The sequence below is a fragment of the Phytohabitans maris genome, assembly GCF_031085175.1.
Classification (GTDB): Bacteria; Actinomycetota; Actinomycetes; order Mycobacteriales; family Micromonosporaceae; genus Phytohabitans; species Phytohabitans maris.
The window spans coordinates 1-23972 of sequence record NZ_JAVHUY010000071.1 but is presented as its reverse complement, the minus strand read 5'-3'; the positions used below and the strand labels follow the sequence as shown (position 1 = coordinate 23972).

Sequence of the window (23972 nt, the reverse complement as noted above, 5' to 3'; positions counted from 1 at the left end):
CTGACTCCAAAACGGGGTACTGGCCACCATTGTCGATCGCAAGGATTGTCGTGGCTCGATCAAACAGGTCGAGCACGGTTCTCAGCCCTGAAAGGGGTGAACACATGAAGCTGAAGAGCTTCATCGGTGCCGCGGGCGCATGCGCGCTGGCCGCCGGCGTCATGGTCGGCGTGGCCGGCCCGGCTGCCGCGGACCCGGCGGGTCCCAGCACGAGCATCAACGTCGACGGTGGCGGCTCGGACACCACCCAGGACGTGATGAACGCGATCGCCAACGACGCCGGGTACAGCTCGTGGAACGCGCTCAACCCGACGACCGGCGCGGCCCACGACCTGATCGACACCAAGACCACCGCGGCCTGCACCGACATCTCGCGGCCGAACGGCTCCAGCGAGGGTGTGGCCGCCCTGCGCCGTTCGCTGTCGGCGACGTCGACGGCCACCTACCCCGGCGCGACGTGGGCCGCGGGTTCGGGCTGCTTCGACTTCGCCCGTTCCTCCAGCGGTCCGGGCGGCAACGCGAGCCCGCAGGGTCTGCTGCAGTACATCCCGTTCGCGCTGGACGGCGTGACGGTCGCGGTGGGTCCGGCGTCGGGGGCGGACGCCACCGTCATCGGGGGCACTTTCGACCTGGCTGAGCTGCAGGCGATGTACAGCGCCGGTACGCCGGCGGTCGCCAGCAACGGCGTCACCTACGACCCGCGGACCGACGACGGTCTGACCGGTACCGAGATCCACCTGCTGATCCCGCAGCCCGGTTCCGGGACGCGGAACTTCTTCGCCGGCGCGATGGGCATCAACGCGACGACTCCGCCGGCCTGGGTGAGGGACACGTTCACGCCGACCGCCGGTGGTGCCGCGCAGTCGGTGCAGGAGCACGACGGCACGGCGGTCCGGCTGGACCACAACGCGCTCATGCCGTACTCCATCGCCCAGTGGCTCTCGCAGCAGAGCCACCCGGCCATCGACCGCCGTGACGGCGCCCGCCTGCAGAACATCGGCACGCTGTCGCCGTTCGACTCGACCGGTCTGCGGCTCAACACGCAGTTCCACCCGAGCCTCGTCCGCGAGGTCTACAACGTGATCTCGCGCGCGGCCGTCGACGCGGGCACCAGCAACACCCTCAACACCATCTTCGTCGGCAGCAACCCGCTGGTCGGGGTCTGCTCCTTCACCGGCCGGATCACCGAGTACGGGTTCGGCACCATCGGCTCGCGCTGCGGCGTGGTCGACCCGAACCTGCGCGCATTCGCCACCCTCTAGTTCAACTCCAGATCCTCAGGAAACGCCCGTAACTGATTTACCCGGGTGCCTGGCCGGCAGTTCTCCTCGCCGGCCAGGCACTTTGGCACAAAGTGCAAAGCATAGGCAAACGTGGATGTATACCGAGTGCGTCATACCCGCGAGGAAAGAAGGTACGTGATGAAACTGCGGAATGTACGTCGTAGCCTGGCGGTCTTCGGCGCCACCGCGGCCGCGGCCGTTGCCGTGATCGCCGCGCCGGCGCCGGCCCAGGCCCACGGTGGCAACTGGCCCGGGCTGCTCCGCCTGTCGCCGACGAAGGGGTCGGTCAACGACAACCCGATGGCCAGCTACTCGGCGACCAAGGCGTGCCCCGCCGACCACCGCACCGCCGGCATGGTCGCCCTGGCCGCTCCGGACGGCACGTCCCTGCGCCTGAGCGGCAACTTCGTGCCGACCGCCGCGAGACCGAGCGGCACGCTGGACACGGCCCTCATCTTCACCGTCCTCGCCGGCAACCTCACCACCGGTTACTACGAGGTCGACGTGCTCTGCTTCAACGCCGCATTCGAGTCCGTCAAGGCCGACGTGAACCTGATCAAGATCGACGTCGAGGCCGGCACCTGGAAGGCGCTCATCTAGCGGTTGGGCGTAGCGGTGGTGCCGGCACCTCCGGCACCTCCGGCACCACCGTCACCGGCACCGATCCGCCTAGCCGTCCTGGGGAGTGGAATCAGCCGGCCCAGGCATGAGGCGTGGGCCACGAAACAGGAAGTGGGGAACTATCGTCAATGAACGCTACAGCTCCCAGGCGTCGCGAGAGTGCGGCAGCGCCTGGTGGGGGCACCACCGCTGACCGGGGCCGGCACAGACGCCGCGCCGCGGCACTCGCCGGTCTCTGCGCGGCTGTGGCCGGCGCGGTCCTGTACGCACCGGCCGCGCAGGCCGATGTCGGCGACGGTCCAGGTGGCCTGACCCTCAACCCCACGAGTGGCTCGACAAGCGCCGAGACGATGGGAACGTTCACCAGCACGATCGCCTGCCCGACCGCCAACCGGTTCGCCGCGAACGTTCAGATCGTGCGGGAGGGAACCCCGCCCACGCTGCTGGTCCGGCTGTCGGAGAACATCTTCGGGCTGTCGGACACGCCGCCGAGCGGCGGGTTGGACGTCCTCGGTGCCGGGGGACTCGCGCGGATCTTCAGCGAGCAAGGGCTGCCGTCCGGGGACTACCAGGTCGCGTTGCTCTGCTTCAACACCGGCGCCGCCCAGTTCGTGGCGGCGGCCACCACGTGGATCCACGTCGACCTGGCGGCCGGCACCTGGGCGGTCGTCGACGGCGGCGACCCCGGCGCGGTCACCACCACGACCACGCTGAACGCCCAGCCGACCACCGCCCAGCCGGGGCAGGCCGTAACCCTGACCGCGACGGTGTCCGGCGAAGGCGCCACCGGAAGTGTGGAGTTCCTGAACGGCTCCGCGTCGTTGGGCACCGATGACGTGTCGGGCGGGACGGCCACGCTGACGGTGGACACCTTGCCGGTCGGCCTGCACTCGTTGACCGCGAAGTTCACGCCCACCGACCCTGCGGCGTTCACCCCGTCCACCTCGCAGGCGGTGGCCGTCAGGATCTCCGGTGGCACCGGCGGCGGGTCGGGCAACCAGTCGCTCAACGTCACCGTCCCGCAGGGGGGCGGCAGCGGGGAGCTCACCATGTCCGTCGCCGGCGACGCGGTGGACCTGGAGCAGGTGAGCGCCGGAGATCTGGCGTTCCGGGGCCAACTGGCCACGATCACCGTGACCGACGACCGCCCTTCGCTCGCCGGCTGGTACGTCACCGGATCGACCTCGGACTTCACCGGTACCGGGACCGACAAGATCGGCGGGGAGAACCTGGGTTGGACGCCGGAGGTGGCCGACGCGTGCGACGAGGTTGTCGCGGGTTCGCCCGTCACGCCGGGCAGTCCGGGCCTGAAGCAGGAGGCCACGCTGGCCACTGTGGATGCCGGTAAGGGCGGCGGTGACTGCGCTCTCGGCGGGACCCTGGAGCTTCAGGTGCCCGAGGAGACGCCGGCGGGTGACTACTCGGCCACCCTCACCGTCACATTGGTAAGCAAGTAGCGACCGGGGGGATGGGGCAGGTCGTCCCGCGGCCCGCCTCATCCGCTCAGCCGCCTGACAGGCGTAATCCCGATCCGGCCACCCAGCTGGCCGGCATCGGCATATGAGGGGAACCTTCGATGATCAACCGTCGGCGGGCCTACCGCGGCTGGCACCTGGTGCCGGTCGTCGCGGTGTTCCTGGCCAGCGCGGCTCCGGTGGCGGCAGTGGCCCAGCCGCCCACGCCGGTCGCCGCCCCGGCGCCGAGCCCGTCGCCGCCGGCCGGCCAGGGTCCACAGTCGACACCGCCGGGCGGGGGAGCGGTGACGCGGTGGTCCGTGGCGCCGGCCAACGCCAGCGGCCCGGACGGGCGCACCCGCTTCTCGTACGAGGGCGTCCGCCCCGGCGCGGTGGTGCGCGACTACGTCAGCATCACCAACCTCGGCACCGCGCCGGTCACGTTCCGGGTTTACGCCGCCGACGGGATCACCCTGCCCGAAGGCACGATCGGGATGGCGACCGCCGACGTGAAGCCGACCGACGTCGGCGCCTGGACCCGCCTACCCCACGCCAGCCTGCGGGTGCCGCCACGGACGCGGGTGGTCGAGCGGTTCACCATCACGGTGCCGGCCAACGCCACCCCCGGCGACCACGTGGGCGGCGTGATCGCCTCGATCACGGAGAAGGCCGCGGGCGGCCAGGTCGACCGGGAGAACCGCTTCGCCGTCGCCACCTACCTGCGCGTGGCCGGCACGTTGACCGCGGCGCTCGGCGTGGAGGCGGTGTCCACCAGCTACGACGGGACCGCCAATCCGTTCGGTGGTGGCGGCGCCGTCATCGCGTACACGGTGCGCAACACCGGCAACGTCCGGCTGTCCGGCGCCCAGAGCGTTTCCGTCACGAGCGTGTTCGGCACCGAGGCCGTGACCCAGCCCGCCACCCTGGAGGAGTTGCTGCCCGGCGACTCCGTACGCCTCACCGCGCGCATGGCCGGTGTCCTGCCCGCCGGGCCGCTGAAGGCCCACGTGACGGTCACGCCGGCGCAGGTGCCGGGCGCGCCGCAGATGTCCGGTCCGCTCGCGCCGACCGCGCAGACGGTGGGTCTGTGGGCGACACCGTGGCCGCAGATCGTGCTGTTGCTGATCCTCGTCGCGGTCTGCGCCGGCCTGTGGTGGTGGCTGGGCTGGAGCCGCCGACGCTTCAACGCGAAGCTCGCGGCGGCGGAGGCGCGGGGCCGCCGGCAGGCCGCCGGGCAGGCCGACGACGCGCTTGCCGGCGGCGGAGCACTCGCTGCCCTCTTCGAGCCCGCCGCCGACGCCGCGCCCGCGCAGCTCGCTCCCATCGCGGCCGGCGGCAACGGCAGCCGCCCGGCTGGCCATGACGAGACCGACGCCGACCGTGCCGGCGAAGCCGCGCCGCCGGCCGCACCCGACCCGGATTGAGGAGCCCGAGCATGTCGAACCGAAACGCGATCCGCTTCGGCCGGCGACTGGCGAGGGGAGCCCTGTTCGCCGTCCTGACCGTTGGCCTGGCCGCGCTCGGCGCGGCGCCGAGCGCGCTCGCCGAGCCCGGCGACGGGCAGTCGGTCAGGGTCACCGTTCCCGAGCACACGATGCCGCCGGGACAGGCCAGCCTGGCGTGCGCCGGCGCCGGTGGCGGCTCGCTGGGCGACAACCCGACGTTGCACCCGGGCGACGAGCTCTCCTGCACCGGGACCGGGTTCGCGGCTGGTGAGCGGGTCGCCATGTCTCTCGGCGCCGGGCGTGACCTCGGCACGGTCGACGCCGGTCAGGACGGCACCGCTCGCCGGGACATCTCGCTCCCGGCCGATCTCGGCGCGGGCCGCAGGACCCTCACGTTCGAGGGCGGGACGTCAAAGCGCACCGCGAGCTTCGCGTTCACGGTCACGATCGTCGCGAACGTGCCGATCGGGCCCTCCGACGGTGGCGGGGGTGGCTCCCTGCCGCGGACCGGCGCCAGCCTGATCGGGTTCGCCGGCGCTGGAGTGGGGCTGATCGTGATCGGTGGCCTGTTGACGGCCATGGGGCGGCGCCGCACACTGCGGCGGGCGCTGGCCGCACCCGGGGAGGAACGCGGATGACGGCCGTCGTCGTCAGCGACACGAGCGACCGCCCGACGGAGCTCGGGTCCGGCGGTGTGGCGATGCCCGCCGCCGCGCCGGACGGCCGTCCCTCGGGCGAGCCGGCCCGCACCGAGCCGGCGCCGTCGGCGCTGCGCGTCGCGTCGACCATGCTGCTCCTCCTCTCGTTCGTGGTGCTCATCTTCGCCACGTACATCGGAGCGTTCTCCTCGCTGCACCACGCGAGAGCGCAGTACACCTCCTACGCGAACTTCCGCAAGGAGCTGGCGCAGGCGACGGCGCCGGTGGGTCCCACCCGGCCGGACGACCCGAGCAAGCTGCTCGCACAAGGCACCGCCGTCGCCGTGCTCTCGATCCCGCGGATCGACCTGCGCGAGGTGGTCTTCGAGGGCACCACCGGCTCGATCCTCCAAAATGGACCGGGCCACCTGCGTAACACGCCGATGCCGGGCCAGTCCGGCGTCTCAGTGATCATGGGCCGGGCCACGACGTACGGCGGGCCGTTCGGCCAACTGTCCACATTGAACCCGGGCGACACCTTCACCGTCACCACCGGTCAGGGCGTATCGACGTTCCGGGTCCTTGGCGTGCGCCGTGGTGGCGACCCGTTTCCGCCCCCCGTCGCCGCGGGCGGCGGCCGGCTGACGTTGACGACGGCCGACGGGTCACCGCTGCTGCCCTCCGGAGTGCTCCGCGTCGACGCCGACCTGACCTCCCCAGCGCTGCCCACGCCGCCGATGCCGCTCACGAGGCGCGACCTGTCGACGGCGGAGCTGGCGCTCGGCACCGACCAGTTCGCGTGGATGCAGCTCGTCCTGTGGGGCCAGGCGCTGGTGGCGGCCGCCGTGCTGCTCGCCGTGGCCCGGCTGCACTGGGGGCGCTGGCAGGTGTGGACCGTGTCCGTTCCGGTGCTGGTCTTCTTCTGCGTGGGCACCGCCGACCAGATCGCCCGGCTGCTGCCCAACCTGATGTGAGGAAAGTGTCGAAGAGAAGGACGTTTGCGCCGTGAGTGAGCATGAAGACACCGTGACCGTGCAAGCCGGACCGGGCCACGGTCCCGCGACCGCCGATACCGTCGTCGCCCCCGCGCCGGCGCGGCGCGACGACACCCTCGAGCTGTCCCGCGGGCTTGCCGAGCCGCCGCCGGCCGGCAGACGGCGCATGCCACTGGCCGGGCTGGAGGCGCGCCAGATCACCGCCTGGTTCGGCGACCACCAGGTGCTCGACCGGGTGTCGCTGTCGATGCGCGCGGGTGAGGTCACGGCGCTCATCGGACCGTCCGGGTGCGGCAAGTCCACCTTCCTGCGCATCCTCAACCGGATGCACGAGCTCATCCCGAGCGCCAGCCTCGCCGGCGAGGTCCTGCTGGACGGCCAGGACATCTACGACTCCTCCCGGCGGATCACCCAAGCGCGCCGGCAGATCGGCATGGTCTTCCAGAAGCCGAACCCGTTTCCGGCCATGTCCATCTACGACAACGTGGTCGCCGGGCTGAAGCTCACCGGCACCAGCATGCGGCGCGGCGACAAGGACAACCTGGTGGAGGAGTGCCTGACCAAGGCCGGGCTGTGGCGTGAGGTCCGTGACCGGCTCCGCCAGCCGGGCGGGGCGCTCTCCGGCGGCCAGCAGCAGCGGCTGTGCATCGCCCGCTCGCTCGCCATCCGCCCGCGTGTGCTGCTGATGGACGAGCCGTGCTCCGCGCTCGACCCGACCTCGACCCGGGTCATCGAGGAGACCATCGCCGAACTCGTCGCGGAGGTGACGATCGTCATCGTCACCCACAACATGCAGCAGGCCGCCCGCGTCTCCAACCGGTGCGCGTTCTTCCTCGCCGAGCAGGGCACCCCCGGATACATCGTCGAGCACGGCCCGACAGACGCGATGTTCAACGACCCGCAGGACCCGCGTACCTCAGACTACGTCAACGGCCGGTTCGGCTGAGTCGCCCGGCTCGTCGTCGTACACCCTGACGCCGTCCTCGCCGGTCCAGCCGGAGAGCAGGCCGAGGGCGGCCGCGGTGACCTCCGGGTAGTCGGGGATCGACGATTGGGCTCCTGGTCGGGTCACCGCCAGTGCCGCTGCCGCGTTGGCGGTGGCGACCGCGTTCGGGGTGGTTACGCCGTTGGCGAGTTCCGCGGCGAGTACGCCGCAGAAGGTGTCGCCGGCGGCGGTGGTGTCGACGGCGTTCACCGCTGGTGCGGGCAGGTGCAGCCATGGTTGATCGCGGGTGGCGAGCAGGCTTCCTTGCTTTCCGAGTGTGACGAGGACGGTCGGGGTCCGCTGGAGCAGTTGGGCGATGCGGTGGTCCAGGGTGCCGGTGGTGTCCTGGGTCAGCTCGGTGGCTTCGTGCTGGTTGACGATGAGCATGTCGATGCTGTTCCAGAGTGCTTCGGGTAGTGGCATCGCGGGGGCGGCGTTGAGCAGGAGCGGTACTCCTGGGCGGCGGTGTCCGGCGGCGTCGAGGGCGAGTTGGGGCGGTGTTTCGAGTTGGCAGAGCAGCACGTCGGCCTGCGCGACGACCTGCGCGTCCTCGTGGGATAGCGGGACGGGTGAGGCGTTGGCGCCGGGGGCGACGACGATCGAGTTTTCGGCGTGGTCGTCGACGGTGACGAGGGCGAGGCCGGAGGTCGCGTCGGTCAGCGTCGTGAGCCGTAGGTCGAGGCGGTCGTGTCGCAGGAGGCTGCGCATGATGCGTCCCTCTTCGTCGTTGCCGACGCGTCCGATGAGGCTGGTGGCGGTGCCGCCGGCTCGTGCCGCGGCGACGGCCTGGTTGGCGCCTTTGCCTCCGCCGGTGCGGTGCACCGAGGTGGCCAGGACGGTCTCGCCCGGGTGTGGGAGGCGGTGCACCTTGACCGAGATGTCGAGGTTGACGCTGCCCACGACGACGACGTGACCGGCGCGTGGACTGCTCATTTCGGCTCCATGCCGGCCTCGGGCAGGGCGATCTCGATTGCCTCGAGATAGCCGCGCCCGCTGACCGTCTCGTCGATGTGCTGCCGCGGGTCGGGGCTCATCGGTCGTCCTTCCGCGTCGGCGGGGTCCGCGAGGCCCCGGATTCGACTGTAATCGTTTTACAAGAAGCGAGGCTATGGCTTCAAAGACGTCGATGACAAGGAACTTCTTGACGTAACGGCTATGTAAAGGATTACATCTCGACCTTGACGGCGGTCACGAGCCGGTGGAAACGTCTCGGTCCAACGAACGGCCCGTCCGGGTCGTCCACCCCCGCTGGAGGTGAACCTGGTGCCGGCGCACACACCTGAAGCCCGTCCCCCCTCGGCCGACTTTCTGCTGGTCAACGGCCGGATCACGACGGGCGTACCCGGACAGCCGGCGCAGCAGGCGACCGCCGTGCGTTCCGGACGCGTCCTCGGCGTCGGATCGCTCGCGCAGCTTCAACCCCTGGTGGGGGAGGCGACCGCGGTGGTCGACCTCGACGGGCGGCGGGTGGTTCCCGGGCTGATCGACTCGCACATCCACTTCGTCCGGGCCGGCCGGAGCTGGACCGACGAGGTCCGCTGGGACGACGCCGACACGCTCGCCGGGGCCCTGGCACTGGTCACGCGGGCGGCGCGGTCCAGGGCGCCCGGTGCCTGGATCGTGGTGATCGGCGGTTGGCACGCCGGGCAGTTCGAGGAGGGGCGCGCGCCGACGAGGGCCGAGCTTGACGAGGCGGCGCCGGACAACCCGGTGTACGTGCAGGAGTCGTACACCCGGGCGTTCCTGAACAGCCGGGCGATGGCGGCGTGCGGGGTCACCGGCACCGGCGCCGCCCCGGCCGGCGGGGTGTACGAGGTCGACGCGGCGGGCGAGCCGACCGGTGTCGTGACCGGGGTACCCGCGTTCAACCACTGCCTGAGCCGGGCGCTCGACCTCGACGTGGAACGGGCCACCGCCTCCACCCGGGTCCTGGTGGACGAGCTCGCCGCGTACGGGCTGACCGGCGTCGTGGACATGGGCGGCCGGTCCCGGATGAGCGTCGACGCCTACCGGCCGCTGTACCAGCTGCACCGGCGGGGCGAGCTCAACCTGCGGGTCCGGCTGTTCATGCACGTCTTCGGGGGCCCGGAGGACGAGGAGCGGGAGTTCGAGGACTACCTGACCCACGTCCGTCCCGGGTTCGGCGACGACCTGCTCCGGGTGGTCGGGATCGGCGAGATCGCCAGCGCCAAGTGGTACGACGCCGACGGGCTGGAGCAGGTCGTGCTCACCCCGCAGGAGCGCGCCCGGTTCGCCACCATGACCGAGCGGGCCGTCGAGCGCGGCTGGGCGCTGAACATCCACGGCGTCGGCGATCCGACGGTCAGCCAGCTCCTGGAGGTCTGGGAGGGGCTCGACCCGGCGCTCCGGGCCCGCGCCCGGCTCGCGATCTCGCACGCCGACTTCGCCCGGCCCGAGACCCTGCGGCGGATGAAGGCCCTCGGTGTCGGGGTCACCGTCCAGCACTGGATGACGGTCGGCGCCGGCGACCTGGCCCGGGTGATCGGCGAGGAGGCGGTCCGCCAGGCGCCGCCGCTGCGCACGATGCTCGATCTGGGGTTGACGGTCGGCGCCGGTACGGACGCGATGGTGGCGGCGTCGGCGAACCCCTGGTACGCGCTGCACTGGCTGGTGACCGGCATCAACCGTGGCCGGGGTCCCAGCCGGGACAAGGCGCACCTGCTGACCCGCGAGGAGGCGCTACGGGCGTACACCGCCGGCAGCGCCTGGTTCGGCGGTGACGAGCGGGCCTGCGGGACGCTCGAACCGGGCAAGCTCGCCGACCTCGCCGTGCTGGACGCCGACTTCTTCGAGGTCTCGGACGACCAGATCCCGCACATTCGCTCCGAGCTGACGCTCGTCGGTGGCAAGCCGAGCCACATCGGACCGGCCTTCGCCGGCCTCATGCTCCCCGATCCCAGCTAGCAGGAGAGGCACATGATCCCAGAACTTCGGAAGGTCTCGGTCGTCACCGAAGACCTCGTACACGACGAGGACCGCGCGATCGACGGCGGTTGGCGGACGGTGGTCGCGGCCGCCGTGATCGCGAACCCCTGGTACGGCCGCGGGTTCGTCGAGAACCTGTCGCCGGAGGCGCTGCCGCTCGCCGACTCGCTCGGCCGCCTGCTCGCCGAGCAGGTCGTCGCGGGGCTCGGCGGGCCGGACCGGCTCCAGGCGTACGGCCGGGCCGCGATGGTCGGGCTGGGCGGCGAGATCGAGCACACGTCGGCCATCATCCACACCCCGTCGTTCGGCAACGCCGTGCGTTCGGTGACCGGCTCCAAGAGCCTGCTCTACTCCACCAACAGCCGGGCGACCGCGGGCACCTGCGTCACGCTGCCCGGCACGCACCGCGACGACGACTCGCTGCGCGACTACTACATGTCGTTCGACATCGTGCTCGTCGACGCGCCGCGGGACGACGAGATCGTGGTGGCGCTGGGCGGTGCCTCGGGACCGAGGCCGTTCGCCCGGCTCGGCAACCGCGCGAAGGACCGCGAGGCCATGGCGGCCGAGGCCGCCGCGGGCAAGGACGACACCACGGGAGAACGGGCATGAGTCTGTCGGTACGCAAGGTCCATGTCGCGCGCGAGCTGATCTACCGGGAGGGTGGCCGGAGCATCGAGCCGGAGCCTTGGCGCACGTGTGTGGTCGCGGCGGTGGTCAAGAACCCGTGGTTCGGCCTGGGGTACGTCGAGGACCTGGATCCGCTGGTGCGCGAGTGCGCGCCGGCGGTGGCCGAGGTCATCGTGCCCCGGCTGCTGGAGGAGCTGGGCGGGGCCGAGCGGATCGAGGCGTACGGGAAGGCGGCGCTCGGCGGTGACGGGGCGGCCGTGGAGCACTCCGCCGCCCTCATCCAGACGCTCCGGTTCGGCAACGTGCTGCGCGACCTCGCTGGCGGCGAGACGTACATGAGCTCGACCTGCAAGCGCGGCGCGGTCGCCGGGGTGCTCACCGTTCCGATGATCCACAAGAACGACCCCTCGCACCGCGGGCACAACGTCACCGCCTCCGTGGTGGTCCCGGACGCGCCGCGCGGTGACGAGATCCTCGTCGCGGTCGCCGGGGCGAGCGGCGCCCGCCCGTTCTTCCGCCAGACCGGGCCATGACCGCCGGACCGGGCCGTGACCCCGCCGGACCGGGCCGAAAACGAGTGTCCGCGAACCGAGGGCCAACGAACGAAGCGAGAGAGTCGGCATGAAACGTCACGCAGAGATCGTCGGAGGCGGCATCGGCGGGCTCGGGCTGGCCAACGCGCTCGCCCAGCGCGGCTGGGACGTCCAGGTGCACGAGCGCGGCACCCAGATCCGCGAGGTGGGGGCCGGCCTGTACCTGCGCAACAACCCGCTGACCGTGCTGGAGCGGCTGGGCCTGTTCGACGCGGTGGCCGAGACCGGGCTGCGGCTGGAGATCGAGCGGCGGTGCGACCGGTGGGGACGCACCCGCCACGAGGACCGCAACGTCGGCGAGCAGCGGATGTGGGCGCTCAAGCGGGAGTCGCTGATCCGCGTGCTGGAGAGCGCGGCCCGGCGGTCCGGCGTCACGATCCGTACCGGCTCCACGGTCGTCCACGCCGGCCCGGAGGGTACGGTCCGGACCGAGGACGGCGAGACGTTCAAGGCCGATCTCGTCGTCGGCGCCGACGGCTACCACTCGGTGGTGCGCGACAGCCTCGGCCTGACCAAGACGTACCGCAGGCTCTCCAGCGTCGCCACCCGCTATATCATCCCGGGCCGCGAGTTCGAGCCGCTGCCCAGGACGACGATGCACTGGTCCGGCGATCGCCGGGTCGGGGTCACGCCCACCACGCCGGACTCCACGTACATCTTCCTGATCGCCCCGGAGGACGACGCTCCCGGCGTCGCGTACCCGATCGACGTGGCGAGCTGGAGCGCGAGTTTCCCGGCCCTGGCCGGGCTGTTCCAGGCGATCGCGGCCACGCCGAGCGAGCCGTTGCAGCACAACTACATGGTCGTGGAGGCGAAGCGGTGGTCCTCCGGGGTGGCGGCGATCCTCGGCGACGCCGCCCACGGCCTGCCGCCGCTGCTCGGGCAGGGCGCGGGGCTGGCGCTGTCGAACGCGTACGCGCTGGCCCGCGTGCTCGACGAGGAGCCCGGCGGCGTACCGGCGGCGCTGGCCCGTTGGGAACGCGACTACCGGCACTACGCGGACGTCACCCAGAAGTGGTCCTGCCGGCTGGACAGCCTGACCTGGAAGTGGCCCAAGCCGCTGCTGTTCGCCCGCGAACCGGTGCTGCGGGCCATCCAGACCGCCCCGTGGTGGGAGCGGGAGATGCACATCGCCGACAGCTTCCCGGTCGCCGGCTGACCGCTCGTGACCGACCGACCCGCTGGTTCGCCCAGATCACGAAGGGAGCCGATCATGCGTACCCAAGCACTCGACCGTGTCGCCGACGCGCGGACCGGTACGGCGTCCTCGAACGCCGGCTTCGCCTGCCGGAACGTCAACGCGAGCTACACGGGTGGCCACGGCGGCGCGCCGATCTTCGAAGGGATCGACTTCGACGTCGCGCCGGGCGAGTTCGTCTCGATCCTCGGCGGCTCGGGCGTCGGCAAGACGACGCTGCTGCGCGTGCTCGGTGGCCTGCACGCGGCCGGCAAGGGATCCGACGTGCGGTTCGCGGGGCAGCCGCTGTCCGGCGCCCCGGACCGCGTCGTCATGGTTTTCCAGAACTACGCCGCCTCCCTGCTGCCCTGGCGCACCGTGGAGAGCAACGTGCGGCTCGGGCTCGAGGGCAAGATGCCCCGGCGGGAGCAGCGCGAGCGGGCGCTGGCCGCGCTCACGATGGTCGGGCTCGCCGACAACCTCCACTACCACCCGCGGCAGCTCTCCGGCGGCATGCAGCAGCGGGTGCAGATCGCCCGGGCGCTGGTCATGGACCCGCTCGCGCTGCTGATGGACGAGCCGTTCGGCGCGCTCGACGCGATCACCAAGGCCACGCTGCAGGACGCGCTGCTGAGGATCCAGCGGCAGACCGGCATGACGGTCGTGTTCGTGACCCACGACCTGGACGAGGCGATCTACCTCAGCGACCGGATCATCGTCCTCGCCGGCTCGCCAGCGGGCGTCGCCCGGGACCTGGCGGTCGACCTGCCCCGGGAACGGGACCAGGTCGCGACCAAGGCCGACCCGCGCTACCTGGAGCTGCGCCAGGAGATCTACACCGTCATGCACAGCTCGGACCCGCGGCGGCGGCCATGAGCACCGCGCGGACCGGCCGGAGCGCGTGGCTGCCGGGGTTCAACGCCGCCGGGCTGGTGACCGCGGCCGGCATCCTGGTGGTCTGGCAGCTGCTGGTCAGCACCAAGGTCGTGGACTTCCTGTTCCTGCCGGGCCCGCTGGCCATCGCCGGCCGGATGCCCGAGCTGCTGGCGTCCGCCGACTTCCACGAGCAGTTCCTGCACACGCTGACCTACAGCCTCTCCGGCTGGGGCATCGGGGCGGGGATCGGCATCGTCGTCGGCAGCCTCTTCGGGCTGTCCCGCCTCGCCGACCAGTGGGCGATGACCAGCGTCACCGTGGTACGGCTCATCCCGGCGATCGCCCTGCTCCCGATCACCGCGCTCATCTTCGGGCTCTCCTCCTCGATGGAGCTGGTGCTCGTCACCTACGTCGCGGTGTGGCCCGTACTGGTCAGCGTCGCCGGCGGCATCCGGACGGTCGAGCCCCTGCTGCGGGACGTGGCGCGCACCCTCCACCTGCGCTGGTTTCGGGAGCTGGGCCAGGTGGTGCTGCCATCGGCGATCGGGCCGATCCTGGTCGGGCTGCGGCTCTCGCTCAGCTCGGCGTTCGTGGTCGCCATCGTCACCGAGATGATCGGCAACCCGGCGGGGCTGGGCAACAGCCTCAACAACGCCCGCAACGCCATGCAGCCCGAGCTGACCTTCTGCTACATCGTCGTGATCGGCGTGACCGCCGTCGCCGCCAACGCGGTCTTCAACGCGCTGAGCCGCTGGGCCGGCCGGGGGTCGTCGGCCCGCAAGGTCGACGACCGGTTGGGGGTGGCGTGATGCGCCCCGTCCTGCGCCGGGCCCGCGGCCTGGTACCCCTGGTGGCCCTGCTCGCCCTCTGGCAGCTGTTCGGCACCGACGACTCGGTCTACTTCCCGCGCCCGTCGACCTGGTGGACCGCGATGGTGGCGGAGTGGGACAACGACCGGCTGGTCGAGGCGGTCGCCGCGACGTCCGGACGGTTCGTGCTCTCGCTCGCGATCGCCACCGTGATCGGGGCGCTCATCGGGTTCGCGATGGCCGAGGTACCCGTCCTCGACCGCTCGCTGAACCCCACCTTCGAGTTCCTGCGGGTCATGCCGGCGGCGGTCACCGTACCGATCTTCGTGCTGATGCTCGGCTACACCAACCAGATGGCCGTGGTCGCCATCGTCTTCTCCTCGATGTGGCCGATGATCCTCTCGACCCGCTCCGCCGCGGCCGACATCCCGCCCCTGCTGCGCGACGTCGGCACCACCCTGCACCTGTCCGGGCTCCAGGTCGTCCGCAAGATCCTGCTGCCCTCGCTCTTCCCGGCCGTGTTCCTCGCACTGCGGGTGGCCGGCCCGATCACGTTCGTGGTCACCCTCCTGGTCGAGATGCTGACCGGGATCACCGGTACCGGATCGGCGATCTTCCTCGCCCAGCAGAGCTACCAACCCTCGACGGTCTACGGGTTCATCTGCGTGGTCGCGATCATGGCGCTGCTGGTCGACGTCGCCGCCGGCCGGCTGGAGAAGGCGGCCACCGCCTTCGGCGGCGCCCGGTCGCGGTCCGGCCGGACCGAGCAGGTGCCGGCGTGAGACCGCCTCGCCCCACCCCCGAGAACCGACAAATACAAGGAGACGACACCATGAGTACCCGAAGAAGGTCTTTACTGGCCGCGACCGTTGCGGCCGCCCTGACGCTCGGCATCGGCGCGTGCGGCGGGGACGACGCGGACACCGCGGAGACCGGCGCGGGCGGCCGTACCAAGATCCGCCTCGCCACCACCAACCCGACCGTGACGCTGCTGGCGATCTACGCCGCCCAGGAGCAGGGCTACTTCACCCGGCACGGGCTCGACGTCGAGGTGACCCCGATCGCCGACGCCACGCAGATCCCGTCCGCGATCGGCAAGCAGTTCGACGTCGGCTGGACCGTGCAGCCGATCGGCATCAACGCGGCCGCGCGCGGCATCCCGATCACCGTCGTGGCCGGCGGGGAGCGCAACCAGCCCAACAACCAGCAGCTGTTCCTGCTGTCCGGGGCCGGCTCCAAAATCAAGTCCGTCAAGGACCTGGCCGGCGCCCGGGTCGGCACGGCGACGCTGGCCGGCGCCAACACGATGCTCACCAAAGCGGTCATCGACAAGGCCGGCGTCGACCTCAAGAGCGTGCAGTTCGTGCAGGTGGCCTTCGCGGACATGCCCGACCAGCTGCGCGCCGGCACCGTCGACGTCATCGCGGTCTCGCCGCCGCACGCCCAGATCGCCCTCGACGCCGGAGCCCAGGACCTCGGGGTGTGGCCGTACCAGATCCTCGGCGACACCGCGCTGACCACGTTCATGATGGCCGGCAAGGAGTGGGCGGCCGCGCACCAGGACGCGCTCGGGTCGATGCGCCAGGCGTTGGACGAGGGCGGCAAGTGGATCGGCGCCAACCAGGACGGCGCCGCCGAACTGCTCAAGAAGCGCACCGGCCTGGACGCCGCCCTCGTCGACCGGCTCAAGCTGCAACTGCCCTCGTTCACCTACCAGGAGTACGACGCCGACGACTTCGTCCCCTGGGTCGAGCTCATGAAGACCTACGGAACCCTCGACAAGGGCACCGACGCCAAGCAGCTCGTCGACAAGATGCTCGGCACCAACTAGCAGAGGTAGGACATGACAGACAAGCGTGCGCTCTTCGTCGGCGAATCCTGGACGGTCCACAGTATCCACCAGAAGGGCTTCGACAGCTTCACCACGACGGAGTACGCCGAAGGCGGAGGGTGGCTGCGCGCGGCCCTGGAGGCGGGCGGCTGGACGGTGACGTACCAGCCCTCGCACGTGGCCGCCGTCGACTTTCCGTCCACAGTGGACGAGCTGGGCCGGTACGACTGCGTCATCCTCAGCGACATCGGCGCGAACACCCTGCTCATCCACCCGGAGACCTTCCGGCTCGGCAAGGCGCTGCCGGACCGCCTCCAGACCCTCCACGACTGGGTCGTCGCCGGCGGCGGCCTGGTCATGGTCGGCGGCTACCTGAGCTTCCAGGGCATCGACGCCAAGGCGCGGTTCGCCAACACCCCGGTCGAGCGGGCACTGCCGGTCACCATGCTCGACCGGGACGACCGCGCCGAACGCCCGGCCGGCGTGACGCCGCTGCTCTGCCTGAAGGACCACCCGCTCGTGGCCGACGTGCCCGGCGACTGGCCCGACCTGCTCGGCTACAACGTCGTCTCGCCCCGCCCCGAGGCTGAGGTGATCGCCACCGTCGACGGCGACCCGCTGCTGGCCACCTGGACCTACGGGCGCGGCCGGGCGGTGGCCTTCACCTCCGACTGCGGCCCGCACTGGGCACCCCAACCGTTCGTCGACTGGGACGGGTACGCGCCGATGTGGCAGGGCATCGCGTCCTGGGCGGCCGGCCGGATCGGCTGAGCCCGCGCACCCGTCACCGACTCCCTCTCCGTTGGAGGCCACTCACATGCCCGTCTGGGACGACTTCCTCACCGAGACCGACAAGGCCGTGCTCGCGGTCAGCGGTCACGGCATGAACCTCGAAATGGGCTCGCGCCCCGCGCTCCTGGTCATCGACGTCAGCTACGCCTTCACCGGCCATGTCGACGAGCCGATCACCGAGTCGGTCAAGACCTGGTACAACTCGTGCGGCAGCTACGGCTGGGCGGCGATCCCGTACATCCAGCGGCTCCTGGTCGCCGCACGCGCCCGCAACCTGCCGATCCTCTACTCGACGGGGTACGAGCCACGGCCGGACGGCTTCGGTGAAGGGCTGTGGCGCACCGTCCGCCAGGGTGAGCCGCCGAAGGTGCCCGGCTTCGGTCCACAGCAGATCGTACGGGAGGTCGCCCCGCAGGAGCGCGACATCGTGCTGCACAAGCGGGCGCCGAGCGTCTTCTTCGACACGCCGCTGAAGACGTACCTGCGCGACCTGAACGCCGACTGCCTGATCGTCTGCGGGACGACCACCTGCGGCTGCGTCCGGGCGACCGTGGTCGACGCCTTCTCGTACGGCATCAACACGATCGTCGCCGAGGAGGCCTGCTTCGACCGCTTCCAGGCCTCGCACGCGATGGCGCTGTTCGACATGAACGCCAAGTACGCCGACGTACTGCCCACAAAGGACATCGTCCGGCACATCGAGAGCCTGCCCGGCGACCGGTTCCGCGGCACGATCGCCCCAGCCACAGCCCCAGCTTCCGCTTCGGCCCCGGCTTCCGCTTCGGCCCCGGAGGGGGCGCGATGAGCCGGCGGTTCATCGTGACCCGGTTTCGGCTGTCCGAGGGCGACACGATCGGGGAGTACCGCGCCTGGTCGCTCTCCTATCTGCGTCCGGTGTTGCGTGGGTACCCTTCGGTGGTGTCCTTTCTCGACTTCGCGGTGGTCGGGGCCGAGCCCGAGGGCGGTGAGAGGTGGGACGGCTGCGAGATCATCGAGGTGACCGACTTCGCCGCGTTCGCCGAGGACGACGCGACCGGTGAGGGGGCGAAGCTCTCCGCCGCTTGGCGTGATCGCGTGGCCGGCTGGTCCATCGATCGGCTTGAGGACCTGGCGGAGTTTGAGGACAGCGCCGGTCCATAGCGTGTGACGGTCGTGGCGCGGCCCCGGGCGGTGCGGCGACAGGGAAGTGGCGGGGACGGTACGGGTGAGGACGAGGATGGCAGGTTCGGAGGCAAGGCCGGGACGGTCCACGGTCGCGGATGTCGCCCGGGTGGCGGGCGTGTCGACCGCCACCGTTTCGCGGGTGCTCAGCGGTCGTGGCCCGGTGAGCCCTGAGTTGCGGAGCCGGGTCAACGCGGCCGCGGCCGAGCTCGGCTACCGGGTGAACACCGCGGCTCGGGCGCTGCGGCGGGATCGCACCTCGACCGTCGGGATTGTCGTGCCGGACCTGGGCAACCCGTTCTTCACCCTGCTGGTCGACGGGCTGGAGCGGCGGATCCAGGAGCTTGGGATGTCGTTGCACCTCAGCAGCTCGCACAACGATCCAAAGATCGAGGCCGAACGTGTCCGGTCGTTCATCGCCGCCCGGGTGGAAGTTCTCATCATCACTCCGGTCCACGTCGAAAGGAGCGGCGCGATCCTGCGGGAAGCCGCGGAACAGGTGCCCGTGGTGCAGCTGGACCAGTACGCGGACGGTGTCGACTCGGACTGGGTGGGCCTGGCCGAGGAGGTGGGGATGCGGCTGGTCGTCGAGCATCTCGCGGCGCAGGGGGTCCGCCGCGCGGTGTACGTCGGGGCCGTGCCCACCGACTCCTCTTCGCGCGAGCGCCACAAGGTGGCCTGCCGTGTGGCCGCGGGTCTGGGGATCGACATGCCGGCGGACGATCGCCTGCTGGGCAGCTTCAGTGCCGAGTGGGGCCGGCGCGCGGCCAGCCTGATCGCCAGCGGGCCGCTGCCGGACGCGGTCAGCTGCGGGGCCGACATAGTCGCGTTCGGGATCCTGGAGGGATTCGACGCCGTCGGCATCCGCGTGCCCGACGACGTGCTCCTGACCGGCTTCGACGACATACCGTTCTCGTCGCACCCCAGACTCTCCATCACGACGGTGCGGCAGCCGATCGCCGAGATCGCCGCTTCCGCCGTCAAGATCCTCGATGAGATCGTAAACAGCGCCAGCGGGCGGCAACCACAGCGCATAGCCCTGCCGCCCGAGCTTGTGGTCCGTGACAGCTCACGCCGCCGGATCACCCGCTGAGTCTCCGCGTTCAGCTCCGGTCGCCGTCCGGATCTCGGTCGCGGCGGGCGAACCGGCGTCGTCGGCGTTCGCCGGCCGCCGGACGGACGCGTGCCCGTGCCCAGCCGAACGCGGCGAGCGCGACGAGCAGTGCGGCGGCGCCCGCGGCCAGCCCGATTCTCCTGGCCGAGGACGATGTCGCGGTCTGCGCCCCGCCCGCGGCGGGCGCCGCCTGCGGGGAGAGCCCGGCGGTCGACGGCGTGTCCGAGGGTTCGGGCTCGATCAGTTGGCCGACCGAGACGTCGGCGGGCAGCGCGAATCCCCAGTCCAGCAGGGTGGTCACCTCCCCGTAACTGCCTATCGGCTGGGCCTGCGCGCCGAGCAGGGTGACCACGAGCCGGCGGCCACGGCGTTCGGCCGCCCCCACGTAGGTCTGCCCGGCCAGGTCGGTGAAACCGGTCTTGCCGCCGAGCATTCCGGGATACCTGTGCAGGAGTCCGTTGTCGTTGTCGAACTGAAAACCACGCGCGCCGTTGCGTTGGGCCGGGATCCACGCCGTGTCGGTCGCCGTGTAGCGCCGGAAGTCGGCGCGGGCGTAGCAGGCCCGGGCGATCAGCGCCAGGTCGTACGCGCTGGTGAACTGCCCGGGACCGTCGAGGCCGGAGGGGGTGACGGCGTGCGTCTGGCGCGCGCCCAGCCGGGCTGCCTCGGCGTTCATCGCCTCGACTCCGGCCCGGTAGTCGGACGTGCCGCCGCCGACGCGTGCCAGCACGTTCGCCGCGTCGTTGCCGGACCTGAGCAGCAGGCCCAGCCACAGCGTCTTGATCGGGTACCGGCCACCCTCGACCAGCCCGACCGCCGAGCTGCCGGGCTCGAAATTCATGTCGGCACGGGTCACCTCGACCACTCGCGCCGGGTCGAGTCTGGGCATGAACGTCGCCGCCAGGAGCAGCTTCTGCACGCTGGCCGGGGTGGCGTACTCGTGCGCTCCGCAGGCACCGAGCACCGCGCCGCTGCCCAGGTCGGCCACCAGCCACGAGGTCGCGGTCAGCTTGGCCGGCACCGGCGCGCCGGCGGGGATCGCCAACCCCGCGGACGCCAGCTCCGGCCCGCCGACCTCCCGCTGCCGCTGGTCGAGCGCGGGTGGCGAAGGCCGCGCGGACCGGGCCCCCGCCGGGACCGCGATGGTCGGGCACGGTCTGAGCCGCGGCGTGGCCGGGGCACCCGCCGTGGCTGTAGCCGTGGGCAGCGCCAGAGCGACACCGCCGAGCATCGCGATCAGTCGCCGTGTTTGCACGCTGAGTCACGCTAGTCCGGAGGTATAGGGGGATAACTCGTATCCTTCGCTTTCATCCCATCGACTGATTCTGGGATAGCGGCTACCAGTGGCAACAGCTCTTGACTTTTGTGTCAGGCTGATTAAGGCTTGATATCGAGTCAAGGCTGAATACATATTCAGCAAGCGTGCGCGGCACCAGAAATCGCCGAGCGTCCCGGGGCACCCGCGGGACTCTGAGGAGGGTTTATGCGAATAATTCGGGACTCGACCGCAAGACGTCGCGCGCCACGGCGCGTCTTGCGTGCCATGGCAGCGGTATCGCTCGCGGGAGTCATGGTCGCGACGAGCGGCGCGTCCGCCTCCGCCGGCGGGGCGGACGGCCACTCCGGCGGCTGGACCGGCGGTGACAAGCCACGCGTCATCCTCATGCACGACCCGGAGCTCGACGACCAGAACACGCTGGTGCGCTACCTGCTGTACAGCAACGAGTTCAACACCGAGGGCCTGGTCTACTCCAGCAGCGGTGTGCACTGGGCCGGCGACGGCAAGGGCACGTTGTGGTTCGTACCCGGCCGCGAGTACACCCGGTTCGGACTCAACCTGTGCCCGTGCACGTCGTGGCGCTGGAAGCCGGGCGAGCGGTTCATCGACGAGGCGGTCGACATCTACGCGCAGGTCTACCCCAACCTGCGCCAGCACGCCGCCGGCTACCCATCACCCCGGGAGCTGCGGTCGAAGATCTACACCGGCAACATCGAGTTCGACGGTGACATCTCCAAGGACACCCCCGGCTCCAACCTGGTCAGGACGAGCCTGCTCGACAACCGGCCCGGTCCGGTCTACCTGCTCACCGGCGCCGGCCAGAGCACGATCGCCCGGGCGTTGAAGTCCATCAAGGACCAGTACCAGAACACGCCGGCGTGGCCGCGGATCTACCAGAAGGTGTCGCAGAAGGCCATCATCCAGTCGTTCGGCGACCAGGACGGCACCTACGCCAGCTACATCGGCCAGAACTGGCCCGACATCGAGTTCCGCCAGATGTCCACCAGCATCTGGGGCTACGGCGCCCGCAACGCCGTGCTTGCCCAGGACGCCGCGTACCTGTCCGCGCAGTGGACCAAGGCGAACGTCTCCGACGTCGGACCGTTCGGCGCCTTCTACCGGGTCTGGGGCGACGGAAAGCAGATGGTCCCCGGCGACATCTTCGACCACTTCGGCTTCTCCGGCCTCACCACCGAACAGCTCAAGGCGATGGGGTACGTGGTCTGGACACCCCCGCAAGAAAAGGGCTCCTGGATCTCCGAGGGCGACACCTCGATCTTCATGAACCTCATCGACAACGGCCTGCGCGGATACGTCGACGCCAGCTACGGCGGCTGGGGCGGGCGCAACGCGAACGACATCGATCCGAACGGCGCCTCGTCCAGCAGTTACGCCGCCAGCCGCTGGTTCGGCGCGGCCCAGCAGGACTTCGCCGCCAGGATGCGGTGGACCGTGACCTCACGGCACGCCAAGGCCAACCACGCGCCGACGGCCAAGGTCGCCGGCCAACTGGACCGTACCGTCAAACGCGGCCAGACGATCCTGCTCACCGGCCTGACGACCGACCCCGACCACGACCAGCTCACCACCAACTGGTGGCAGTACACCGACGCCGACACCTACCCGGGAACCGTCGCCGTCAACCAGGTCACACGCGGACAGCACCAGAACGTCGTGAAGATCCGCGTACCAGCCGATGCCGCACCCGGCCAGACGATCCACCTCATCCTCCAGGTAACCGACAACGGCACGCCGGCGCTGACCTCCTACCAGCGCGTCGTCCTCACCGTCCGGAACTGAGGCACCCGGCACGTAACAGGTCGTGAAGGGGCCCGGTCGATCTCGCGATCGACCGGGCCCGAGCCCGAGTGGGGATCAGGCCGCGGCCAGCCTGCTGGCGCAAGGGGTCGCGGTCACCGCCGCCGCCTGGGCGGCGGCCCTCGCCTCAGGGGCGTCAGCCCACCGGGGTCGGCACGCGGTCCGGCGCGGCGGCGGCGAGCATGCCGCGCCGGCCGGCCCACCGCTTGAACGCCAGGGTGGCCAGCGGCGGTATCCCGCAGGCCAGCGCCACGCCGGTGGGCAGCAGGCGCCACCGCTGTATCCGGGCGGTGACCAGGGCGAGCACGCAGTACGCCACGAACAGCGCGCCGTGGATGGGCCCGAAGACCCGCACGCCCAGCTCGTTGCCGGGCGGACCGTACTTGAACGCCATCCCGATCAGCAGGCCGGCCCAGGACATCGCCTCCGCGATCGCCACGGCCACGAACAGCCGGATCACCTTCTCGCGCATCGGCCCAGCATAGGGCCTGGCCATCCGGGCCCCGCCGGCTCGTACCTGAACGCCTCCCGGGGGCACTCCTCGCTCACGCCCTACGTGCGTTTGCGGATTTCTTCGGCGGCTTGGGGTACGACTTTGAACAGGTCGCCGATGATGCCGTAGTCGGCGAGTTCGAAGATGGGTGCTTCGGCGTCTTTGTTGACCGCGATGATGGTTTTGGAGGTTTGCATGCCGGCCCGGTGTTGGATGGCGCCGGAGATGCCCAGGGCCACGTACAGCTGGGGGGAGACGGTTTTGCCGGTCTGCCCGACCTGGTATTGGTGGGGGTAGAAGCCGGAGTCGACCGCGGCCCGGGATGCGCCGACCGCGCCGCCGAGCAGGTCGGCCAGTTCCTCGACGAGTTTGAAGTTGTCGCCGCTGCCGACGCCGCGGCCGCCGGAGACGACCACCGACGCCTCGGTCAGTTCCGGCCGGGCGCCTTTGGGTTCGACCTTGCGTTCGACCACCCGGGCCAGCCTGGCTGTGTCGTCCACGCTGACCTGCAACGGCGTCACCTGCGCGCCGGCCGGGGCCGGGGCCGGGGTGGGGGTGGGGGTGAGTGAGTTGGGGCGGACGGTGACCAGCGGCAGCCCGCGGGTGACCCGGGACTTCACGATCACCGACCCGGCGAAGATCACCTGTGTCGCGGTGCCGTCGCCGTCCAGCCCGGTCACGTCGGTCAGTAGCCCGTTGTCGAGCTTGACCGCCAACCGGCCGGCGATCTCCTTACCCTCCTGGGTCGAGCCGAGCAGCACCGCCACCGGCGAGGTCGACCGCACCAGATCGGCCAACACGGCCGCCTTCGGCGCGACCAGATACTCCTCGAACAGGGCGTCCTCACCGGCGTACACCGTGCCAGCGCCGTACTGGCTCAGCTTGTCCACCAATAGCCCAGCCACACCCGGCCCACCGAAAACAACCGCGGACGGTGTGCCCAGCTCGCGGGCGAGGGTGAGCATCTCCAAGGTGACCTTCTTGACCTCGCCGCCGGAATGCTCGACAACGACCAACACCTCAGCCACAAAA

The 23972-nt window shown here is 70.9% G+C and carries 24 protein-coding genes; 20 read left to right on the top strand and 4 right to left on the bottom strand.

The annotated features are described in order from the left end of the window. Window positions 1-104 precede the first annotated feature (104 nt). The 7 genes from RB614_RS42270 (at window position 105) to RB614_RS42240 (ending at window position 7382) form a co-directional block, all read left to right on the top strand. Window positions 105-1262 carry a hypothetical protein gene (locus tag RB614_RS42270; RefSeq protein WP_308718360.1) on the top strand — a complete coding sequence of 386 codons (1158 nt, stop codon included), beginning with the start codon at window positions 105-107 and terminating at the stop codon, window positions 1260-1262. Window positions 1263-1421: 159 nt separating this feature from the next. Next, window positions 1422-1883, top strand: a complete 462-nt coding sequence (locus RB614_RS42265; protein WP_308718359.1) for a hypothetical protein — start codon at window positions 1422-1424, stop codon at window positions 1881-1883. 266 nt (window positions 1884-2149) lie between these two features. After that, entirely contained in the window at window positions 2150-3361 is a 1212-nt protein-coding gene (locus RB614_RS42260) for an Ig-like domain-containing protein (RefSeq protein ID WP_308718358.1), read from the top strand. Window positions 3362-3480: 119 nt separating this feature from the next. Then, window positions 3481-4782: a COG1470 family protein gene (locus RB614_RS42255; RefSeq protein ID WP_308718357.1), complete on the top strand. Its 1302-nt coding sequence runs from the start codon at window positions 3481-3483 to the stop codon at window positions 4780-4782. Between the two features lie 11 nt (window positions 4783-4793). Continuing rightward, complete coding sequence (locus RB614_RS42250; RefSeq protein ID WP_308718356.1) at window positions 4794-5441, top strand: hypothetical protein; 648 nt, start codon at window positions 4794-4796, stop codon at window positions 5439-5441. Continuing rightward, window positions 5438-6415 (top strand): sortase, encoded by a 978-nt coding sequence (locus RB614_RS42245; RefSeq protein WP_308718355.1) that lies wholly within the window; start codon window positions 5438-5440, stop codon window positions 6413-6415. Before RB614_RS42250 ends, RB614_RS42245 begins: the two co-directional genes overlap by 4 nt. A 187-nt stretch (window positions 6416-6602) precedes the next feature. Further along, window positions 6603-7382 (top strand): phosphate ABC transporter ATP-binding protein, encoded by a 780-nt coding sequence (locus RB614_RS42240; RefSeq protein WP_308718372.1) that lies wholly within the window; start codon window positions 6603-6605, stop codon window positions 7380-7382. Here the strand turns inward: RB614_RS42240 and RB614_RS42235 are convergent. Continuing rightward, window positions 7353-8354 carry a ribokinase gene (locus RB614_RS42235; RefSeq protein ID WP_308718354.1) on the bottom strand — a complete coding sequence of 334 codons (1002 nt, stop codon included), beginning with the start codon at window positions 8352-8354 and terminating at the stop codon, window positions 7353-7355. The genes RB614_RS42240 and RB614_RS42235 overlap by 30 nt on opposite strands. A 330-nt stretch (window positions 8355-8684) precedes the next feature. Between RB614_RS42235 and RB614_RS42230 the strand changes: the two genes are divergently transcribed. The 12 genes from RB614_RS42230 to RB614_RS42175 all read left to right on the top strand — a co-directional run bounded on the left by RB614_RS42230 (window position 8685) and on the right by RB614_RS42175 (window position 19329). Then, complete coding sequence (locus tag RB614_RS42230) at window positions 8685-10346, top strand: amidohydrolase (RefSeq protein ID WP_308718353.1); 1662 nt, start codon at window positions 8685-8687, stop codon at window positions 10344-10346. Window positions 10347-10358: 12 nt separating this feature from the next. Next, complete coding sequence (locus RB614_RS42225; protein WP_308718352.1) at window positions 10359-10979, top strand: amino acid synthesis family protein; 621 nt, start codon at window positions 10359-10361, stop codon at window positions 10977-10979. Beyond that, the gene (locus RB614_RS42220) at window positions 10976-11530 is read left to right on the top strand and encodes an amino acid synthesis family protein (protein WP_308718351.1); all 555 of its coding nucleotides are present in this window, start codon (window positions 10976-10978) and stop codon (window positions 11528-11530) included. Before RB614_RS42225 ends, RB614_RS42220 begins: the two co-directional genes overlap by 4 nt. A gap of 88 nt (window positions 11531-11618) precedes the next feature. Next, complete coding sequence (locus RB614_RS42215) at window positions 11619-12749, top strand: FAD-dependent oxidoreductase (protein WP_308718350.1); 1131 nt, start codon at window positions 11619-11621, stop codon at window positions 12747-12749. Window positions 12750-12803: 54 nt separating this feature from the next. Continuing rightward, window positions 12804-13643, top strand: coding sequence for an ABC transporter ATP-binding protein (locus RB614_RS42210; RefSeq protein ID WP_308718349.1), 840 nt, complete (start codon window positions 12804-12806; stop codon window positions 13641-13643). Beyond that, window positions 13640-14452 carry an ABC transporter permease gene (locus RB614_RS42205; protein WP_308718348.1) on the top strand — a complete coding sequence of 271 codons (813 nt, stop codon included), beginning with the start codon at window positions 13640-13642 and terminating at the stop codon, window positions 14450-14452. The genes RB614_RS42210 and RB614_RS42205 overlap by 4 nt, the downstream gene beginning before the upstream one ends. Further along, a complete protein-coding gene (locus RB614_RS42200; RefSeq protein WP_308718347.1) occupies window positions 14452-15234 on the top strand; it encodes an ABC transporter permease in 783 nt (260 codons plus the stop codon). The genes RB614_RS42205 and RB614_RS42200 overlap by 1 nt, the downstream gene beginning before the upstream one ends. A 50-nt stretch (window positions 15235-15284) precedes the next feature. Beyond that, window positions 15285-16283, top strand: coding sequence for an ABC transporter substrate-binding protein (locus RB614_RS42195; RefSeq protein WP_308718346.1), 999 nt, complete (start codon window positions 15285-15287; stop codon window positions 16281-16283). A 12-nt stretch (window positions 16284-16295) separates the two neighbouring features. Next, complete coding sequence (locus RB614_RS42190) at window positions 16296-17054, top strand: glutamine amidotransferase (RefSeq protein ID WP_308718345.1); 759 nt, start codon at window positions 16296-16298, stop codon at window positions 17052-17054. Between the two features lie 46 nt (window positions 17055-17100). Continuing rightward, entirely contained in the window at window positions 17101-17880 is a 780-nt protein-coding gene (locus tag RB614_RS42185) for an isochorismatase family protein (RefSeq protein WP_308718344.1), read from the top strand. Next, window positions 17877-18215: a hypothetical protein gene (locus RB614_RS42180; protein WP_308718343.1), complete on the top strand. Its 339-nt coding sequence runs from the start codon at window positions 17877-17879 to the stop codon at window positions 18213-18215. Before RB614_RS42185 ends, RB614_RS42180 begins: the two co-directional genes overlap by 4 nt. Before the next feature lie 76 nt (window positions 18216-18291). Then, entirely contained in the window at window positions 18292-19329 is a 1038-nt protein-coding gene (locus RB614_RS42175; RefSeq protein WP_308718342.1) for a LacI family DNA-binding transcriptional regulator, read from the top strand. 10 nt (window positions 19330-19339) lie between these two features. Here RB614_RS42175 and RB614_RS42170 read toward each other — a convergent pair whose 3' ends face one another. Then, complete coding sequence (locus RB614_RS42170; protein ID WP_308718371.1) at window positions 19340-20581, bottom strand: D-alanyl-D-alanine carboxypeptidase family protein; 1242 nt, start codon at window positions 20579-20581, stop codon at window positions 19340-19342. A 312-nt stretch (window positions 20582-20893) separates the two neighbouring features. Between RB614_RS42170 and RB614_RS42165 the strand changes: the two genes are divergently transcribed. After that, on the top strand, window positions 20894-22429 hold the full coding sequence (locus RB614_RS42165) for a DUF1593 domain-containing protein (RefSeq protein ID WP_308718341.1): 1536 nt from the start codon (window positions 20894-20896) through the stop codon (window positions 22427-22429). A 154-nt stretch (window positions 22430-22583) separates the two neighbouring features. On the opposite strand, the gene RB614_RS42160 is transcribed toward RB614_RS42165, so the two are convergent. Next, window positions 22584-22919 carry a DUF3817 domain-containing protein gene (locus RB614_RS42160; protein ID WP_308718340.1) on the bottom strand — a complete coding sequence of 112 codons (336 nt, stop codon included), beginning with the start codon at window positions 22917-22919 and terminating at the stop codon, window positions 22584-22586. Between the two features lie 80 nt (window positions 22920-22999). After that, window positions 23000-23968, bottom strand: a complete 969-nt coding sequence (locus RB614_RS42155; RefSeq protein WP_308718370.1) for an electron transfer flavoprotein subunit alpha/FixB family protein — start codon at window positions 23966-23968, stop codon at window positions 23000-23002. Window positions 23969-23972: the final 4 nt, after the last annotated feature.

Bases quoted from the DNA above. Each gene is read 5' to 3' on its own strand.
- RB614_RS42270 (WP_308718360.1), top strand. From the start codon at position 105: ATGAAGCTGAAGAGCTTCATCGGTGCCGCGGGCGCATGCGCGCTGGCC.
- RB614_RS42265 (WP_308718359.1), top strand. From the start codon at position 1,422: ATGAAACTGCGGAATGTACGTCGTAGCCTGGCGGTCTTCGGCGCCACC.
- RB614_RS42255 (WP_308718357.1), top strand. From the start codon at position 3,481: ATGATCAACCGTCGGCGGGCCTACCGCGGCTGGCACCTGGTGCCGGTC.
- RB614_RS42250 (WP_308718356.1), top strand. From the start codon at position 4,794: ATGTCGAACCGAAACGCGATCCGCTTCGGCCGGCGACTGGCGAGGGGA.
- RB614_RS42245 (WP_308718355.1), top strand. From the start codon at position 5,438: ATGACGGCCGTCGTCGTCAGCGACACGAGCGACCGCCCGACGGAGCTC.
- RB614_RS42240 (WP_308718372.1), top strand. From the start codon at position 6,603: ATGCCACTGGCCGGGCTGGAGGCGCGCCAGATCACCGCCTGGTTCGGC.
- RB614_RS42235 (WP_308718354.1), bottom strand. From the start codon at position 8,354: ATGAGCAGTCCACGCGCCGGTCACGTCGTCGTCGTGGGCAGCGTCAAC.
- RB614_RS42225 (WP_308718352.1), top strand. From the start codon at position 10,359: ATGATCCCAGAACTTCGGAAGGTCTCGGTCGTCACCGAAGACCTCGTA.
- RB614_RS42220 (WP_308718351.1), top strand. From the start codon at position 10,976: ATGAGTCTGTCGGTACGCAAGGTCCATGTCGCGCGCGAGCTGATCTAC.
- RB614_RS42215 (WP_308718350.1), top strand. From the start codon at position 11,619: ATGAAACGTCACGCAGAGATCGTCGGAGGCGGCATCGGCGGGCTCGGG.
- RB614_RS42210 (WP_308718349.1), top strand. From the start codon at position 12,804: ATGCGTACCCAAGCACTCGACCGTGTCGCCGACGCGCGGACCGGTACG.
- RB614_RS42205 (WP_308718348.1), top strand. From the start codon at position 13,640: ATGAGCACCGCGCGGACCGGCCGGAGCGCGTGGCTGCCGGGGTTCAAC.
- RB614_RS42200 (WP_308718347.1), top strand. From the start codon at position 14,452: ATGCGCCCCGTCCTGCGCCGGGCCCGCGGCCTGGTACCCCTGGTGGCC.
- RB614_RS42195 (WP_308718346.1), top strand. From the start codon at position 15,285: ATGAGTACCCGAAGAAGGTCTTTACTGGCCGCGACCGTTGCGGCCGCC.
- RB614_RS42190 (WP_308718345.1), top strand. From the start codon at position 16,296: ATGACAGACAAGCGTGCGCTCTTCGTCGGCGAATCCTGGACGGTCCAC.
- RB614_RS42185 (WP_308718344.1), top strand. From the start codon at position 17,101: ATGCCCGTCTGGGACGACTTCCTCACCGAGACCGACAAGGCCGTGCTC.
- RB614_RS42180 (WP_308718343.1), top strand. From the start codon at position 17,877: ATGAGCCGGCGGTTCATCGTGACCCGGTTTCGGCTGTCCGAGGGCGAC.
- RB614_RS42175 (WP_308718342.1), top strand. From the start codon at position 18,292: ATGGCAGGTTCGGAGGCAAGGCCGGGACGGTCCACGGTCGCGGATGTC.
- RB614_RS42170 (WP_308718371.1), bottom strand. From the start codon at position 20,581: ATGCTCGGCGGTGTCGCTCTGGCGCTGCCCACGGCTACAGCCACGGCG.
- RB614_RS42165 (WP_308718341.1), top strand. From the start codon at position 20,894: ATGGCAGCGGTATCGCTCGCGGGAGTCATGGTCGCGACGAGCGGCGCG.
- RB614_RS42160 (WP_308718340.1), bottom strand. From the start codon at position 22,919: ATGCGCGAGAAGGTGATCCGGCTGTTCGTGGCCGTGGCGATCGCGGAG.